We start from the raw sequence: 18,436 nt of genomic DNA on the forward strand, positions 1-18,436 counted from the left end.
GCATTTTTTTTATGAGTTCATTTGTAAAAAGAAATTACAGTATTTTACGGAGAGATATTCTGTTTTTCTTTTCAAAAAACACATTGTTTTAGTCTTTAGATACAAGGTATTACAATCGGGCACATAGCCGGAAGTTGTCCCCAAAGTGCGCATTCTCCTGTATCACAATACGTTTGACAGCATATCATGCGCCCAGCTCCGTTAATTTGTTTAAGTTCTTTGTTTGTTAACTTTTTTAAAGAAAGTACTTTTTTCATGGTAATTTGATTTATTTTATAATGCTAAATATATCAATTAATTTTGAGATAACTTCCTTATTTTAGTGAAAAAAACAGGGTGAAAATCGAATAGAGTTAAGCTACAATATTTGAAGGTCATTCAGTTTATCTGTTCCGAATTTGTCCTGAAACTTTTTCAGATAAAAGCTTTTACGCATTTTAAAATCGTTTTTCAATAAAGGAGAGTCAATTTTAATAATGATGCATCCTTTTTCAATATTCACACTCCTGATTTCATTGAAGAGGCTGGCATCAAGATAATCTTCCAGAAAATCTTTGATTTCAAAGGCCACCAGTTTGTCCTCAAAACCATAGATTCTGGCAAAAGATTTTACAAGTTCAGACGATTGATATTCACGTTTTTTCTTATTTTTCATGCTGTTTTTTCTGTAGATAGTCAGTTGTTAATCCTTTGTTTTTGAAAAACTTTTCTAAATAAGGATAAAGAAATTCACAGGTCTCAATGGGTTCCAACATACCTTTTGGAGAAGATTCTATTTCGGAACATTCGAAGCAAATCTCAAAGTAAGCAAAAACCTTATCATTCTCATCATAAAAAAGTATGGCATTTCTTGGGAAAAAACATCCGCTTTTAGAGGTGAAATCGATATAATACTTGTTGCAGGTATCATATAGGATCGCAGTAAGTTCTGATATTTCTGTGATTGTTAAGGTTTTTGATTCCTTTATTCCTTCATGATATTCTTTTTCAATCAACTCTCTTAGTTCAACAGGCTCAGGACTTTTTTTAAAACTTTCATAATATTCCTTGAGATCAGAACTGTCTGATTTTGTTTTTGGAGTGGGTGGAGGAGGTACATAGTTGTTTTTTCCACTAAAATCCAGATTATAAGAAATAATTTTAATTTTAGCAGCTTTATTAAAAGGAAACCTATTGATTCTCTTCTGTAGTGGGATAGGCTTGAAATCTTTATTAACCTCACCATGTTGATGAGAATGGTAGTCATCCAGCAGATCTACTGTTTTTTTTCTTTTCTTCTGACTAAAAGAAAAGAAAAAAAGCAGCGAAAATATAATGATGTAAATTCTTTGAATCATATCTCAAAAATTATACTTTCCTCGTTAATTTTCTTTACTACACTTTCGGTACGTTCCCTATGGGTATCGGTAATAAAGATCTGTCCGAAACTTTCCTTATTCACGAGTTCAATCAACTGGGAAACCCTGGTGTCATCAAGCTTATCAAAAATATCATCCAAAAGAAGGATAGGTGTTTTATTGGTGAGCTCTTTTACAAGACTCATCTGCGCCAGTTTTAAGGAGATCAGAAAAGATTTCTGCTGCCCCTGAGAACCAATTTTTTTGATTAAAACATGGTCCATTTCGAAAAGAAGATCATCTTTATGAATCCCTTTTGAAGTGTAGGTAAGCATCCGGTCTCTATCAATATTTTCTTTTAAAAGTTCTTCAAAAGACTTCTCTAATAAATGAGACTCATAGATCACCGATACGGTTTCTTTTCCTCCAGAAATAATCTGATAAAAATTCTGGACAATAGGATTTAACTGTTCTACAAACTCTTTTCTTTTCTTAAAAATTTTGGTTCCGAATTGGGTAATCGGACTGTCATAAATTTCCAATGAATCCTTGTCCCATATTCTGTTTTTAGCAAAATATTTTAGCAAAGCATTTCTTTGCTGGATGGTTTTCTGATATTGGATCAGGTCAAAAAGATATTCAGAATCTGTTTGAGAGATCATAGAATCCAGAAACTTCCGTCTGCTTTCCCCCGAATCTGAAATAAGATTGGAATCATAAGGAGAGATCATCACACTCGGAAGATACCCAATATGGTCGGCCATCCTGTCGTAGCTTTTATCATTTTTTTTGATCACCTTCTTAGCTTCCTTAGGCTGGGTGATTCTAATGATATCTTCACTGTCTTCATGCTGCACTTCAGCGTCGATGGTGAAAAAATCTTCTTCTCTTTTAATATTATTGAGGTCGGTGTTTCCCAAAAAACTTTTCCCTACCGATAAATAGTGCAGGGCATCCAGAATATTGGTCTTTCCCGCACCGTTATTTCCAACGAAACAGTTAATTTGCGGCGAAAATTCAAACTTCTTTTCTGAATGGTTTTTGAAATTGTAAAGAGAGAGTTTCTTGATAATCATTCGTCAAAAATACTCCATTATTAGTAAAAATAAAAAAGGAAGTGCAGAGCAGGTTTCCACTCCAAATGAAAAGTAAGCGTCATCTCTTTTATTATCAGCGAAATAGATGAGAATATAAGTGAAGATGCCGGATAAGAAAAATGCTGCGGCATACAGGGGCTGAAGGTAAAAAATTCCAAGAAGAGTACTGATGAACACCAGCGCGTAAGCAATATATTTGGTATTCTGAACACCTATCAGCATCGGAAATGTTTTTACCGTGTCACTGTTCATATCCCGGATGTCGAAAGGAAGAACCAATGCCGTGATAAAGAAAAAACTGATCAGGAAAATCGGAATATCAAATTCAGGGAGTGTCAGCCAGCAGTTGACCAATGCCCAGACTAATCCTACATAAAAAACCTTCAGTAACGGAATCTTCCGGATATACACATCTAGAAAAAAGCTGTTGTAGAGTAATCCAAGTACCACAATAATAAACCATTTCAGAAGTCTTATTTCATTGTGATTATGGATGATTAAAAAAGCACAAATGATCCCGGCTACAGCATTTAAAACCAGTATTTTGAGAAAATGCTTAGTGTATTGATACTTAGTGTACAGATACCCACTGAAATACGTGATGAAAATTAACAGGATTGTAGGCAAACGGAATGTGTTTTGCTCTTTCATGAAAAATACTGCAAAAAAAGTTCCCATTAAAGAGACATAAATTTGGCTGTCTATGAAGGTTTTTTTCAGTATTTTTAAAATGTTCATTTATCAAAATTAATATATATGAAAAGATTTTCCAAGATATTTATGCTTTTGCTTCTAATGCTGTGCTTTTCACCGGCTTTTGCGCAAAAATATTATGATGCCCAGTGGAAAAAAATTGTTGAAAACAGTACCAAGGGAGCTTACAAATCTAATCTTCCTATTATTTTAGACATACAAAACCAGGCAATGAAAGAAAATAATGCACTCCAGCTGATCCGTTCTTTAAAGGCGGAATTCAGTATTGTAAACCAAACCGTAGATGATGATCAGAATGATGCTGCTTCAAAATTCTTTGGAAAACTTCAGAAAGCGGAGGAAAAGCTGAAAGGAGAAGAAAAGTTGGTATACAAAGTTCTGTTAAATGGCTTTTTTCTGGATTATTACAACCAAAATTCCTGGAAAATAGACGGAAGAACGAATATCAATTCCCAGGATCTTTCACAAATTGAGACCTGGAGTAAACTGGATTTTAAAAATTATTTAACCAAAGCTTATCAGGATCTCGATCAGCAGAAGGCAGAAATGAAAAAAATCTCTTTAACAAAATATAAGGAAGTATTTTCAGGGGTTAAAAACATAGCTTATTTTCCTACATTATTTGATTGGTATGCGTTGAAGAAGATCTCTTTTCTGTCCGAAAACAATATATTCACAAAGAATGAACTTGCAGAAAACCGTACGTCAATCAATGCGGTCTTTGATGAACTGATTGCACAGAATGAAGGGAATCCGAAGTTATACTTTATGAAAGAAAAATTGGTTGAAAACTGTAATTTTAATCAATGTAAAGATAAACTTGAACAACTGCAGGCGCTTGTAAAATCTAATGTAGAAGGCGATTATAAAGTGCTCATCATGGAAGATATCATGAATGAGCTGGTTGCCAAAAAGAAAACAAAAGAAGCCATTGCCGTTGCTGCACAGGCTAAAAGCGAATATCCAAAATCTCCGTTTCTGGAGAATATTAAAAATAAGGAAAATCAGATTATCAACCCATTGCTGAACATTAAATATGAGCAGCAGACCCAGAACAACCTGCCGATCCACTTTATGGCAGAATATAAAAATGTTGAAGAGTTTTCTTTGAATATTTATGAAGTAAAAGATAATTTCACTTCACTGCTCCAGTATATTCAAAACTCATACGGCAATACATTTGAGAAGGTTAAAAAGAATCTGGTAAGAAAAGAAACGTATCAGCTTTCGGATCCTAAAGATTATCAGCTTCACAAAACTTCTCTGGAGATCAAGCCCCTTCCTTCAGGGGTATATGTTGTGGAATATTCGGTGGCAGGAGCAGACTTAAAGAATATAGATGCTAAACAGAATTTTTACTTCCTGGTGTCCGGGAACAAAATTATCTATCAGAATAAAACAGACCGAAATCCGCTTTCCAACGAATTGAAATTGGTGAATAGTGGAAACGGACAGCCTGCTGCTAATGAAAATCTTGTGTTTTATGAATTTATAGCGAATAAAACATTAAATAAAGTAGATGGGAAAACCAATGAAAAAGGGGTTTTTAAATTTCCTTCTACGGCAAGCAATGAATACTACAGAACCTTCCTGATCCAACAGCCTAAGACTAATGATTTCCAGATCATGCAGGTGTACGGAAACAGAGGAAATGTGGAAGATTATAATCCGAACAAACAATCCCGTACTACGGCGCAGATCTTTACAGACAGAGCGATATACAGGCCCGGTCAGACAGTTTACTTCAAAGTAGTCAATACGAAGCTGGAAAAAGAAGTGGAATCTGTACTTTCAGGATGGAAGCAGAAAATAACGCTGGTGGATACCAATAGCCAGGACGTTTCCTCACAAGACTTTACCACCAATGAGTTTGGTTCTTATCATGGCAGCTTTATTCTTCCAAAAGGTAAGCTGAACGGTACTTTTTACCTGAGAACAGACGGAGAAACCCAGGGTTATAAAGACATCAGGGTTGAAGAGTACAAAAGACCTAAGTTTGAAGTAAGTTTCGATCCTGTAAAAGAGGAATATAAATATGGACAAACCATAGATCTGAAAGGAAAAGCACTGATGTTTTCGGGGGTGGCATTAAGCAATACCACTGTGCATTACGAAATTAAGAAGCACAATATCAGGTGGAGGTATTTCTCATGGTATCCACAGAATGACACCAATGAAAATTCTATCCTTGGAGAGGCTAAAACGAATGAAAAAGGAGAATTTGTGATTCATTTGGATCTTAAAAAAGATGAAAAGCTGGAAGGCATACAGATTGATAATTACGAGATCAATGCTTCAGTGACAGACATTAATGGGGAGACACAGTCTGCCAATACCCAGCTGAAAGTAGCTTCAGTTTCTCACTACATTAAAGCCGATAATATTCAAAATACATTCACTGGTGAAAATGTAAATCTGAAAGTAGAAACAAAGAACTATAACGAACAGAATCTTAAGAAATCTTACCAGGTTAAGTTATCTAAACTTAGCGCACCGGACCGTATTTTCAGGGATAATTTTAAGTCTGAAATTCAAAATCTTCCGAAATATTCAAAAGAAGAATTTATCAGCAAGTTTCCCCATGATCTGTTTGACAAGAATGATGAAATTAAAAACTGGAAAACAGAAAAAGTTCTGATAGAAAAACAACAGCCGGCATCAACGGATAATGCTCAGCTTTCAACTCAATTAGACTTAGGAAAGCTTGAGGCAGGAGATTATCAGCTGGAGCTATTCAATATTGAAGGAAAGGATACTATTAAATCTTCCCAATATTTCAGTGTTTGGGACAAAACTTCTTTGAAACCTGTACAAAAAACATTCCTGACTGTTATAGCTCCGAAAGATGAAGTCTCAAGAGGTGAAAAAGTGAAAATATATGTGTATTCTGCGATTCCTGATGCGTGGGTGAATGTCTTTGTTCAGGATGGATCAGGAAAAACAGTTTCAGAAACCCATCAGCTTAAAAAAGGACTGTTGGAATATACTGCTGATGTTCCAAAAGACAAAGGAGTTTCACAGTTGAATATCCAGTTCCAGGTCGTTGCGTTTAATGATGTGAATACCCAGGCCGTAGCTTTAAAAATAAAAGATTCCGAACAGCCTTTAAAAATTGAAACCATAACATTCAGAGATAAGCTGGAACCTGATTCGAAAGAAAAATGGACGGTAAAAGTAACAGGTAACGAGAAAGAAAAGGTAAATGCTGAGGTATTAGCCAATATGTACGATATGTCCCTGGATCAGTTTGCTGCCAATACTTTTAGCTGGAATAAATTATATGTACCATTTAGTATTCTTACCTCTTATGATGTCAGAAATTATCTGCAACAGAAAAGTTATCAGAAAAGACTGGAATATTTCAATGGAAATTATATAGAGGTTCCAAGTTTTAACTGGCTTGATGGAAGATTAGGGACTGGGGATGATACTGACGGAGATGGTATTTCTGATGGAGAGGATACTTGTCCTACGGTTCCTGGGTTGCCTCAATATAATGGATGTCCTAAACCTTTGAATACTATTGCTCAAGAAGCTACAAGTTATAGATCTATGAGGAAAGCAACGATGGCTGTACCGTCTGCACCAATTGCAAAACATGAAGCCTTAGCAGCAGACGCGGCTTATGGTGGTGCACAAAAAGAGTCTGCCGAAAGCTTAGATAAAGTTCCTGTTCGTCAGAACCTGAACGAAACAGCATTCTTCTATCCCGATCTTAAAACTGATGCCGAAGGAAATGTAAACTTTGAGTTTACTTCTCCGGAAGCCCTTACAAAATGGAAGCTGATGTTCCTGGCACATACCAAAGATGCAAGAACAGCTACCCTGGAAAAAGAAGTGGTAACACAGAAAGAATTCTCTGTTACTCCAAATTATCCTAGATTCTTAAGAGAAGGGGATGAGTTGAATTTACAGTCAAAATTATCTAACCTAACGGATAAAAAGCTAAATGGCTCTGCAGAATTGCAGATTATAGATGCGTTTACCAATGAAAATATCTCTTCAAAATTTGGAGTGGTATCAGGAACGCAGAATTTTGATCTTCCTGAAAACGGGAACGGCGCATTAACATGGAAATTAAAAGTTCCGGATAATGTATCTTCTATTATTTTAAAAGTAGTGGCAAAAGCAGGAGCTTATTCTGACGGAGAACAGCAGGCTGTAGCAGTATTGCCAAACAGAATGCTGGTGACGGATGCTGTTCCGGTTTTTGTAAAAGAAGGCGAAACAAAAACATTTGTACTGGATAACCTTAAAAATAATACATCTGCAACGGCGTCTAATGTTTCCAATACCCTGGAACTGACTACCAATCCGATCTGGGAAATTATGTTTGCCCTTCCAAGTCTTAAAAATGACTCAAATAGCTCTGCTGATGTAATCTTCAATAAGTGGTTTGCAGATGTAGTGGCTTCTGAAATCTTCAAGGCTAATCCGAAAATGAAAACCATTTTTGAAGAATATCAGAACAAAGGATTATTAAACTCCAATCTTGAAAAAAATCAGGAACTGAAGCAGTTGTTATTAGAAGAGACTCCTTGGGTATTGGAAAGTAAAAATGAAGGGGAGCAGATGCAGAAACTGGCATTATTGTTTGATGCCAACACCATGAGAAATTCAATCAACCAGGACTGGGATGATTTTAAAAAGCTTCAAAATCCTGACGGAGGCTTTTCATGGTATGCGGGATATCCAAGCTCTTACGGAACTTCATTATACATTCTTAAAAACCTGGGAAAAATCAACTCATGGGTAAAAGATAATCTGAAAGACTACCAAAGTTCAGAGCAGAAGAGTTTAGTGGCCAACCTGATTCAGTATGTGGATAATGAGATCAGCAAATATTATGATCCGAAGAATGGAGATATCTGGAATAACTGGGCTATAGATTATCTGGATACCCGAAACTATTGGGAAAAACAATATCCTTTGAAAGGTAAAGGAGCTACATTGAAATCGCTGGTAAAACAGAAAGCAAAAACGGCAAAAATTACTGACTTTACATTCTTCGGCCTTCACCGTGCTGCATTACTGATGAATGATTACGGCTTGAAAGATGTATCGGATAAATTAATGACTTACCTTAAAGAAACGTCTACAGATACACAAACACAGGGTGTATACTGGAAGCAGAATCTAAATGACTGGGGATGGTTCAGTTCAAAAGTCGTGAACCATGCAGGTGCACTGGAGGCTTTCAATAAACTAAAACCTAACGATCAGAAATTGATTGAAGAAATGAAGATCTGGCTGGTGACACAGAAAGAAGTGAATTCATGGGGAAGCTCAAGAGGAACTTCAGAAGTGATCTTTACCATACTAAATTCAGGAAAATCATGGACCGGTGCCGAAAGTGATAAAGCAACCATTATTTGGGGTGGAAAAGAGCTGGTTCCGCAGACTCAGGCTACAGGCTATGTGAAATCAACGGTAAAAACAGATGCTGTAGATAAAAATTTGGCAACAGTTACCGTAACCAAACCAGGTCCCGGAATTGTTCAGGGAGGATTATTCTGGCAGTATTATGAAGATCTTGATAAGATTAAATCTTCAGAAAACTATATTTCCGTAACCAAAGAGCTGTATAAAAAAGTAAAAACAGTAAACGGAGAAGAGCTTCAGAAAATCTCACCTGAAACACCATTAAAAGTAGGGGATAAAGTGACGGTAAGAATGATTCTGAATACAGACAGAGCTATGGAATTTATTCATATTAAAGATATGCGTGCTGCAGGCTTTGAGCCTATCGATGCGCTGTCAGGATATCAGTGGAAAAATAATCTGGGCTATTACCAGTCAGCAAAAGATGCTTCTACCAATTTCTATATCCAGTACATGCCAAAAGGAAAATATGTTTTTGAATATGATGTAGTTGCCAATGCATCCGGGAAGTTCTCTAACGGGATCACAACCATGCAGAATTACTATGCTCCGCAGATGAATGCCCATACAAAAGGAACTGCTGTTCAGATTTTGGAATGATTTTTGGCTATAGGGAGGTAATTAGAATTTTAAAACCAAATAAAATGAAATTTTCAAAAACTTTAATTACAGGATTGATATTGATGGCTGGGGTAAATGCTTTCGCACAAAAGAAAGCTGAAAAGTTTGAAAAACTACAGATTGAAATGTTCCCAAAAGCTAAAGAAGGATATAAACAAGTATATATTCAGTTACCGGTAGCAAAAAATGAAAACGATTTAAAAGTTGAGGTTTTTGTAGGGACTGAAAAAATGTTGGACTGTAATAAGTACTTCATGATGGGAGAAATGAAAAACCAGGATCTTCAGGGATGGGGATACAACTATTATGAAGTGGAATCCAAAGGAGAGACCGCAGGAACATTAATGGGTTGTCCGGGACAGAAGCTTACAAAGAAGTTTGTAACTCTTAAGCCGGAAACAATGGGCTACAACAGTAAATTACCAATTGTATTCTATGTGCCTAAAGATTTTGAAGTGCGCTACAGAGTTTTACGTCCGGATGCTGACATGAAAAAAGCAGTTCAGAAATAATCAGCTCGCTTATATAAACAAAAACTCTTCACAGCAATGTGGGGAGTTTTTTGTTGTACCTTATTCCAGGAATACTCTAACTATTTTAATCTGATTTTATAAGCTTTAATGCTTTATAATTTAGATGGATTTAGTACTGATATACTCTTGAGGGGTCATTTGGAATTTAGATTTAAAAACTCTGTTGAAAGTTGATCTGTTATAAAAACCAATAGTCAGATATACATCTTCTAATGAAAATTCTTCATTTTTATTATTAATAAGTGCTATAAAAGCATTCAGTCTGAAATCATTCAGGTAAGATTTGAAGTTATTTTTGGTGCAGCTGTTGATTGCTGAAGAAACATACTGGGTATTAGAGCTTACATCCTTAGCGAGTTGTTTCAGATTGTAGTCCGGATTTCTCCAGGGCTTTTGGATTTTCATATGATCTTCAATTTTTGAAAATAAATCTTCATAAAACGGGATAGGGAAATCTGTCTCTTCCAAAGAAAATTCCTGAACAAGTTTGATTTTTTCTTTCTTTTCCAGCACAGGAAAGGGATCAATTGTAATAGTATTTTCCTCTAAAAAAACTAAAACTGCTTTTAACTTTTGAATCTGTATAAGATAATAGAAGCAAACGGAAAACAAGATAAATGCGCAGGCTATTGTGTAAGTATTTGAAAAATTATAATACAAAAGATCACTTTTTTCCACGTTATGAACAAAATAATAGTTGTATAACAAGCTTAAAGGGATCGTGAGAAAGAAAAATGCTGAGATGTAAATAGATTTCCGGATGTTATAATAAAACATCAGGGCTACAGGGAACATAAAAATATAGGAAATAACGCTTGGAAAGTCTTCGTAGTACACTATACTCAAAATGATATTTAAAAGCATTAGATAGCCTACTGCGAACTTACCTACTTTTTGAAAATTATAATTTTCCGAAACCAACGTGAATACATAGCAGGGAGTAACGGTTAATATTAAAACCACATCATAAAATAAGTATTGGCTGCCCACGAAATAAAGGTCAGAAAATACAATGATAATCTGTTTCAGTAAGAGTAAAAATATGAGCTTTTTGGCAAATGAATATTCTAACTCACGTAATTTGTCTTTAATGTTTTCCATAATACAATATCATTACAGGTAGAAATCACTTTTTATAAACTCATATGTGATTATGGAGGATATTATCGTATATGAAAATATAAAATTTAAATTTAATTCATTCATTTTCAGTGTTTTATTATTTTTTTTGTTATGGATTTATCTTTTTTTGTTTTGCTGATTATTTTAGATACGGTACCACTAAGTTTGTCATGTAAAATTATAAAAAAACATGATAGTTGAATGACTTATTTGTATGGAAAATGAATTTTTTACACTTTTTCACACATTTTATTCAATATAACCTATCTAATAATACAAATTACATAGAAAGTGATTTTTTGATGTAAATGATTCGTTTTGATGAATGAAATATTAGGTGAAAAAGATTGGAAAGCAGAAAGCAAGTCATAATTATTATCTGGATTATAACAGTCATGAATTTTTTTTTATTTGATTTGATGCTTTGTAGGGTGAGTGATTATTCAAAATTATTTTGTAGCAATTTTCTCACTCTTTTTAAATCATAATCTTCTAAAAGAAATTTTTATATCAATAATGGATACAGATAAAAGGTGTATTCATTATGTACAGAAAAAGAGGGGTGATTAAAAATTTAAAAATAATGATTCTAAAAACACACACCGATGAGCCCCTCTTATTTTTATTATAATTTAGGATAAAGAGATATTATTTATTACAATTATTAGAACAAACACATAACGAAAAAAGGAATTTTAAAACACAATTATCAAATGAAAGGGAGAAAAATATTAGCAATGTGCGCAATTTGCTGTCTAAGCCTAGTTAATGGCCAAGTGGGAATAAATACCAGTACACCGGATCTTTCTGCAATATTGCATCTGGAATCACCCAATAAAGGATTTTTACCTACCAGGCTTACACTTATATCGTCTACAGACGGGACAACCATTCCTAATCCGGCAACAGGCCTGGTAGTCTACCATAAAGGAAGTGCTTCTATGGGAGCTGGAATTTATGTTAATATTGGTACGCCCACCGCACCAAAATGGACAAAATCAGCAGGGGGACAGGAAAATTCAGAAACTCATGGAAGCACTGTGTATAAGGCTAAGTATCGGGGTAGGAATGCTGCCAATTCAGCTGGTGTTTACTCGAAACCGGATCTCATTATTCCTGAATTAAATTTAATGGTTCGTTTTGCAATTGTAGGAGGATCTACCACATCAGGAAGTAATGCCCTGACTGGGAATAACAGACTTCAGGTAAGGCTAATTAATCAGCCTTCGACGGATGTAACGATTACCAGCTACTCACATTGGCATGGACAGGTTACCCACAATAGCAGGGGAGTGAACTTATCATTTACTTCTGCTAATTTTGATCAGTGGCAGAATACAGATACCGAAGCCTGGAACAACCAGTGGGGGTACTATTACCTGCTTTATTCAAGTGAAGTAAGAGCGGTAAAAAGCCCTAAAGATTTTGCCATGAACTTATATGGAATTTGTGGCTATGGAAATTCTATTGCAGCAGGTCCTCAAAGGGATGGGAGTGATGAAATGTACTCACTGGCTGCTGAGGTATTCTAACATCAAACAGAAAATGGGGTAGTAGACTAGTTTGTTTACTTTTTTTATAATCAAGGAAGGAAATGCTTCGATATTTTATCGGAGCATTTCTGTTGTAAGAGAGGGCCTGCTTTTATTGATCATTATTTAAATATAAATTAAATTAGAAATTTATTAAACCTGATTTGTATTAGATTAAGATGCTCTTCTCTTCCCATAAACAACAGAACTCATTTTTTTTACCCCTTAAATAGAATTCAAATTAAAATTAAACGATTTTGAGAGGACTTTGATAGATAAATGATTGTGGTTAAACTTGTTTTAAACTTAGTCTATATTCAGTGTTTTCTTTAACTTATTTGTGAGATTTTTAACATATTTTGCATTATATTTGTTATAAACATAAACCATGAAAAACAATTTATTGATTTTTACGTTTGGTTTTTTTGCTTTTCCTGCTTTTGGCTGGGCACAGTCTGCGCCGGATTTTAAAGAACTTTTAGACAGTGCAATGGTTCGGGACTCGAACCTGAAAATGCAGGTTACCCAAAATAAACTTACCGATCTTGACGAGCATAAGCTGAAAGATATCTTTCTTCCTACTCTGGAACTAAATGGAAAGGTGGGGTATCTAAACGGAACAGCAAGACTGACGTCGCCGGAAATTAACCTGGCTCCCTTTATCAGTATTCCGGAAGGAACTTTCAATAATAATTTTAATGTATCCGGGTTCTCGGGAGTAGCCAAAGCTGAAGCTAAAATGCTGCTGTATTCCGGGGGGAAGGTAAAATACCTTAAGAAAGCCGTAGAAGAAAAGAAAAAGTCTGAAGATATTCTTCTGGAGAAAACAAGAGATGAAGTGGCAGCCAGTATTTCGAGAGCGTATGACCAGCTGGCATTGATCCATCAGTCTAAAAAAGTATTGGATGAAAGCAAAAAAAGACTCGATATCAATAAAAAAACAGCAGATAAAGCTTTAGGATATGGGCTGATCACTCCTTATGATCATAAGAAAATAGAACTTGCCCAGGCAACTCTGAATGCAAAAATGGTAGAATATGAAGGGAAAAAAGAATTGCTTCTTACCCAGCTTTATATTTTCACAGGAATCAATAGAGAAAGGCTAAGAATGATAGAGCCTGTCCTGACTCCGGTAGATTTACTTTCTCCGGAAAAAGGAATAGAGCAGAGGGCGGAGGTCCGTGCTTTGGAACATGGGATTACTGCTGCAGATTATAAGATAAAATCTGAAAGAACATGGATGATTCCTAAAGTACAGCTCATGGCTTCTGCTTATTATATCGGACTGTACGGAAACCGGATTAAGTCTTCTGAAAATGTAGTGCCTGCTGTTCCGGTATTAGGATATGAAGGAAGAAAGCTGGACTGGAGTCCTAACAATATCAATGTATTTCCTTTAATTACAGCCGGAGTAGGCTTTAAATGGGAGATTTTTGACGGAAAAGAAGGGAAACATGCTGAAGAAACTGCTAAAGTGGGGAAAGAAGTGCTGCAGAATCAAAAAGAAGATGCTTTAAAAAAATTAACACTGAATCTTGCCAACAATCAAACCAACTATGATATTGCTACCGCACAGATCACTTTGAAAGCGAAGGAAAAAGAATTGGCAAAAAATGCTTTAGTACAGGCTGAAAAGGAATTCCGTTATGGTATGAGCAAATCTTCACAGCTTATTGAAGCTGAAAATGATCTGGAATCCGTGGAACTGGAATACCAGAATGCAATTTTCAACCAGAGAAGAGCGGGGATAGAACTGATGAGGTCTACCCAGGAGCTGGATATCACCAAATTTTATTTAATCCCTTAAAAATTAAAATGATGCATAAAAATATAGCTGTACTCTTTGCTGCCCTGTTTCTGTTCGGAAGCTGTAGTAAAAATGAAAAAATAAAAGAACCGGAAGGAAAGACTAAAAAAGATGTGATTTCTTTTGCCCCAAAAGTGACCGGAAGAATTGTGAAAATATATGTTTCCGAAGGACAGACTGTAAAAAAGGGAGATACCCTTGCGCAGCTTGATGTTCCGGAAGTTTCCGCAAAAATAGCTCAGGCTCAGGGAGCGGTAAGCGCTGCAACAGCCCAGGAACAGATGGCTAAAAACGGAGCCACAGCAGATCAGCTGAGACAGCTTCAGGCAAAATATAAGGGTCTTAAAGAGCAGTATGATTTTGCACAAAAGTCCTACCGCAGAGCCAACAATATGTTCCGTGACAGCCTGATGTCTCCACAGGCTCATGATGAGGTATATGCAAAACTTCAGGGAGCAAAAGCCCAATATGATGCCGTAGTGGCAGAACTGGACGATGTGACAAGAGGAACCCGTGTTGAAAAAGTGGAAATGGCCGCAGGGCAGGCATCCCAGGCTAAAGGAGCATTGCAGGAAGCCAATGTAGCCTATTCAGAAAGGTATATCATTGCCACCAATAATATGGAGATTGAAACCATAAGCCTGAATACCGGAGAATTGGCGACAGCCGGTTTTGCATTATTCAACGGATATATTCCGGAAAGTACTTTCTTCAGGTTTACGATCCCGGAAAGCGCCATTTCAAAATATAAAAAAGGACAGGATGTCAGTATGCAGGTCGTTTATAACAAAGAAAACCTGCAGGGAAATATTGTATACATCAAACAGCTGACAAAATATGCGGATATCACCACAGCTTATCCTGACTACCAGCTGCAGGATGCCATTTATGAGATCAAAGTAAAGCCTAAAGATATGAATAAGGCTAAAAATATCCTGGTTAATGCTAATGTTATCCTTAAATAAATAATATGAAACGGAGCACGATGGATAACTTTCTTAGAACGTTATCATGTGGCCATTTAAAATATAAATAGATGAAAGAATTTTTCCGTCTTTTAAAACGTGAGTTCAAGCTTTTTATCGGCAATTCTACCTTAAGGACAGTGTTCTTTTTGGCACCGGTCTTTTATGCAACCTTGCTGGGGTTTGTCTACAAAAGCGGAAAAGTTGAAAATACCCCTGTCCTGGTGGTTGACAGGGATAATACTCCTTTATCTAACCAATTGACGGAAATGCTGGATGACAATAAAAGCATTAAAATTATCAAATACCTTCAGGAACCGCTGAGTATTAAAGATGAAGTGATCAGGCATGAGGCGGCAGCGGTAGTCATTATCCCCTCCAGGTTTGAAGGAGATATGCTTCAGAAAAAATATCCTGAACTGAATGTGTATATCAACACCGGGAACGTTCTTACAGCGAACTTTGCCTCCAAGGCCCTTCAGCTTACTATAGGAACTTTCTCGGCTGGCGCTTCCATTAAAGCATTACAGAAAGCCGGAATGCCGGCAGCAAAGGCAGCTACACAATATGAGCCTTTCAAAGCAAATTATATCACGCTGTTCAATACTACAGGAAACTATCTTATCTTTATGTGGCCGGCAATGCTGGCTGTCGTACTGCAACAGGTCATACTGCTGGCAATGGCGGTAAGCTTTGCTGCAGAATTTGAAAGAGGGTCTTTTGTAAAAGAATATCTTAAAATGAAAAAATGGGCATTCCCAACAATGCTTATTAAAGTGATTCCAATATGGATATCTTCCATTCTTATTGTGGGAATCTACTACTTTATGCACATGATTTTTAGAGTTCCGATGCCGGAAGGAATACTCAATTTTATCCTTCTTACTGCGGTATTTGTAGGATCTGCATCATTTTTGGGAGTGTTTATCAGTATATTGATTCCGGATGCCTTAAAAGCGACTCAAATCCTGATGGTTATCGCTTCACCGGCATTCATTATCAGTGGATTTACATGGCCGTTAAGTGCAATGCCTGCCTTTGTACAGTTTATAGCTAATATTATCCCACTGACACCTTTTTTACAGGCATTTAAAATCTTATTGATTCAAAAAGGATCAGTAGAGCTTACTTTTCCTTATCTGGAACATTTGAGCATTCTTGTAGTAGTATATGCCGTTATAGGCTGGATCGCTTTAAAGATTAAACTTTGGCTTATTTTTAAAAAGGTGCCTCAGGAAACAGGAGTGGAGATTGCTTCTCAAGAGGATGTGGACTAGTGTTTTTTTAGTTGAATTTTGTTGCTAGTTGCTAGTTGCTAGTTTGCAGTGATTGATGTCAATAAAAAACAGTGGTTATCATCTCAACTGTCTTATCCTGACCTTTGTGGTCTTCACTACTGGGGTCTGATCTCACTCCTTGTTAATGATCGGTACTAGGCTTAGTGGCTATTGATGGCGTCAGTTTTTCCATCCATGATATCATTTTATCATTTACAATTCATTTTTTTATTAACTATAAAATCAAAAAGAAAAAACTGATATATTTGTCTTTATTTAATTAGAGAAAATATGGAAAACGTGTTTGACGCAAAAGATGCTCAGAACTATATTGATAGAATACATAAGCTTGTTGAAGATACCCACGGGTTATGGGGGAAGATGACGGTTGATCAGATGCTGGCCCACTGTAGTGTAACTTATGAAATGGTATATGAGCCTGAAAAACATAAAAAGCCGGGAGCTATTGCGAAATTTATTCTGAAAACGTTTCTGAAACCTAAGATCGTTGGAGAAAAAGCGTATCCCAGAGACTCCCCAACAGCTCCTCAGTTTTTGATTACAGGAAGAAAAAACTTTGAAGAAGAGAAAACCAGATTAATCGGTTTTATCCAAAAAACACAACAGTTGGGAGCTGCTGCTTTTGACGGTAAGGAATCTTTTTCTTTTGGAAAACTAAATGCTCAGGAGTGGAATAATATGTTTGCAAAACATCTTAATCACCACTTAGCACAGTTTGGTGTTTAAAAATAATCTATGAAAAAACTTTTATTAGTCTTCATTCTTGCTGCCAATTTTGTGTTGGGGCAAATGCCTGATATTTCGAATGTGTGGTTAAACAATAGTAAACCTTATGTTGGAGTGATAGGAAACAAAGCAAAGGAGCTGAAACTGAAAATTACTATCTCTGAACAGAATAAAAAGAATGATCAGGAATATTTTGTATCCGGGTATTCTCTGGTAGATGCTAATTATGCAAAATTTGAAGGGAAAATTACCATCTCAAAATATAAAGATGCCAAGAAAAAAGGAACGGTATTCGGAGAATATGAGTGGGCAGAAGAAAATAAAGGAAAACATTCGGGGGTGTTTAAAGGTAAATTCATTTATACTTTCAGATGGAATAAGAAAACAGAACAGATAGAAGGGCAGTATATTGAATTTGTGGGTGATTGGAAAAGCTATGACGGTAGTCTGGATTTTAAAACCAATCTGAAAAATCAATGAGTATCCTGAGACAAATACTGGCTGTTGTCGTAGGACTTATCGTGGGCTCTATCGGTATTACGATTGTTGAGAATATAGGCCATCCGCTATATCCACCTCCTGCAGGAACGGATTCCAATAATAGGGAAGCTCTAAAGGAATATGTAGGAAAAGCACCGTTCATGGCATTGTTCTTTATCATTATTGCATATGCCTTAGCGGCATTTGTTTCGAGGTTTACAGCCACAAAAATTTCTAACAGCGGAAAACATACTGCAGCGGTAATCTGTGGAAGCATTTTTTTACTGATCACCATTTATATGATGGTATCTTTACCTACTCCAATCTGGTTCTGGATTTTAGGAATACTGGTCTGGACACTTGTATTGGCAGGAAGTCAATTCGCTTTAAAAACAAAAAAAATATGAAACTAGGAGCGTTTTCAATCAGCTTAAGTGTAAAAGACCTTCAGAAGTCTAAAGATTTCTATGAAAAACTGGGTTTTACCTCAATGGCAGGAGATACAGAACAGAATTACCTGATCATGAAAAACGGATCTACCCTGATAGGTCTTTTTCAGGCAATGTTTGATGGTAATATGCTTACTTTTAATCCGGGATGGGACCAGAATGCCCAGAATCTCGACTCTTTTGATGATGTAAGAACCATACAGAAACACTTAAAAGAAAGTGGGATAGAGATTGAAAGGCCAGCGGATGAAAGTACTTCAGGGCCGGAACATATCTACCTTAAAGATCCGGATGGAAATATGATCCTGATAGATCAGCATAGGTAGTTTCTACTCCTAAAATACAAAAATCTAAATCAAAACTAATTAAAACT

General features: G+C 36.1%; 15 protein-coding genes. 10 read left to right on the forward strand and 5 right to left on the reverse strand.

Annotation, left to right across the window (positions count from 1 at the left end; all coding sequences use genetic code 11):
- Positions 1–358 precede the first annotated feature (358 nt).
- Genes MP478_RS01955 through MP478_RS01970 form a run of 4 tightly spaced genes read right to left on the reverse strand, consistent with a single transcriptional unit; the run spans position 359 to position 3,172 of the window.
- A complete protein-coding gene (locus tag MP478_RS01955) occupies positions 359–655 on the reverse strand; it encodes a hypothetical protein (RefSeq protein ID WP_047486238.1) in 297 nt (98 codons plus the stop codon).
- Entirely contained in the window at positions 645–1,337 is a 693-nt protein-coding gene (locus MP478_RS01960) for a hypothetical protein (protein WP_257199430.1), read from the reverse strand. Before MP478_RS01960 ends, MP478_RS01955 begins: the two co-directional genes overlap by 11 nt.
- The gene (locus MP478_RS01965; RefSeq protein WP_257199431.1) at positions 1,334–2,413 is read right to left on the reverse strand and encodes a DNA replication/repair protein RecF; all 1,080 of its coding nucleotides are present in this window, start codon (positions 2,411–2,413) and stop codon (positions 1,334–1,336) included. Before MP478_RS01965 ends, MP478_RS01960 begins: the two co-directional genes overlap by 4 nt.
- A gap of 3 nt (positions 2,414–2,416) precedes the next feature.
- Positions 2,417–3,172, reverse strand: coding sequence for a hypothetical protein (locus MP478_RS01970; RefSeq protein WP_257189229.1), 756 nt, complete (start codon positions 3,170–3,172; stop codon positions 2,417–2,419).
- An 18-nt stretch (positions 3,173–3,190) separates the two neighbouring features.
- On the opposite strand from MP478_RS01970, the gene MP478_RS01975 reads away from it, so the two are divergent.
- Together MP478_RS01975 and eco are read left to right on the forward strand one after the other, a co-directional pair.
- Entirely contained in the window at positions 3,191–9,130 is a 5,940-nt protein-coding gene (locus MP478_RS01975) for an alpha-2-macroglobulin (RefSeq protein ID WP_257199432.1), read from the forward strand.
- 44 nt (positions 9,131–9,174) lie between these two features.
- The gene (eco, locus tag MP478_RS01980; RefSeq protein WP_257199433.1) at positions 9,175–9,663 is read left to right on the forward strand and encodes a serine protease inhibitor ecotin; all 489 of its coding nucleotides are present in this window, start codon (positions 9,175–9,177) and stop codon (positions 9,661–9,663) included.
- A 120-nt stretch (positions 9,664–9,783) separates the two neighbouring features.
- Here the strand turns inward: eco and MP478_RS01985 are convergent, their stop codons facing one another.
- The gene (locus MP478_RS01985; RefSeq protein ID WP_257199434.1) at positions 9,784–10,785 is read right to left on the reverse strand and encodes an AraC family transcriptional regulator; all 1,002 of its coding nucleotides are present in this window, start codon (positions 10,783–10,785) and stop codon (positions 9,784–9,786) included.
- 758 nt (positions 10,786–11,543) lie between these two features.
- Between MP478_RS01985 and MP478_RS01990 the strand changes: the two genes are divergently transcribed.
- From MP478_RS01990 to MP478_RS02025, 8 genes are all read left to right on the forward strand, one after another.
- Entirely contained in the window at positions 11,544–12,338 is a 795-nt protein-coding gene (locus MP478_RS01990; RefSeq protein WP_257189226.1) for a hypothetical protein, read from the forward strand.
- A 388-nt stretch (positions 12,339–12,726) separates the two neighbouring features.
- Positions 12,727–14,145, forward strand: a complete 1,419-nt coding sequence (locus MP478_RS01995) for a TolC family protein (protein WP_257199435.1) — start codon at positions 12,727–12,729, stop codon at positions 14,143–14,145.
- Between the two features lie 11 nt (positions 14,146–14,156).
- Complete coding sequence (locus MP478_RS02000) at positions 14,157–15,110, forward strand: HlyD family secretion protein (protein ID WP_257189447.1); 954 nt, start codon at positions 14,157–14,159, stop codon at positions 15,108–15,110.
- Between the two features lie 71 nt (positions 15,111–15,181).
- Positions 15,182–16,387, forward strand: a complete 1,206-nt coding sequence (locus MP478_RS02005; RefSeq protein WP_257199436.1) for an ABC transporter permease — start codon at positions 15,182–15,184, stop codon at positions 16,385–16,387.
- Between the two features lie 291 nt (positions 16,388–16,678).
- Positions 16,679–17,134 carry a DUF1569 domain-containing protein gene (locus tag MP478_RS02010; RefSeq protein WP_047486225.1) on the forward strand — a complete coding sequence of 152 codons (456 nt, stop codon included), beginning with the start codon at positions 16,679–16,681 and terminating at the stop codon, positions 17,132–17,134.
- 9 nt (positions 17,135–17,143) lie between these two features.
- The gene (locus MP478_RS02015) at positions 17,144–17,614 is read left to right on the forward strand and encodes a hypothetical protein (RefSeq protein ID WP_257199437.1); all 471 of its coding nucleotides are present in this window, start codon (positions 17,144–17,146) and stop codon (positions 17,612–17,614) included.
- The gene (locus tag MP478_RS02020; protein WP_257199438.1) at positions 17,611–18,021 is read left to right on the forward strand and encodes a hypothetical protein; all 411 of its coding nucleotides are present in this window, start codon (positions 17,611–17,613) and stop codon (positions 18,019–18,021) included. The genes MP478_RS02015 and MP478_RS02020 overlap by 4 nt, the downstream gene beginning before the upstream one ends.
- Positions 18,018–18,389, forward strand: coding sequence for a VOC family protein (locus MP478_RS02025; protein ID WP_257199439.1), 372 nt, complete (start codon positions 18,018–18,020; stop codon positions 18,387–18,389). The genes MP478_RS02020 and MP478_RS02025 overlap by 4 nt, the downstream gene beginning before the upstream one ends.
- Positions 18,390–18,436 lie beyond the last annotated feature (47 nt).

The sequence above is a fragment of the Chryseobacterium sp. WG14 genome, assembly GCF_024586945.1.
Lineage (GTDB): Bacteria > Bacteroidota > Bacteroidia > Flavobacteriales > Weeksellaceae > Chryseobacterium.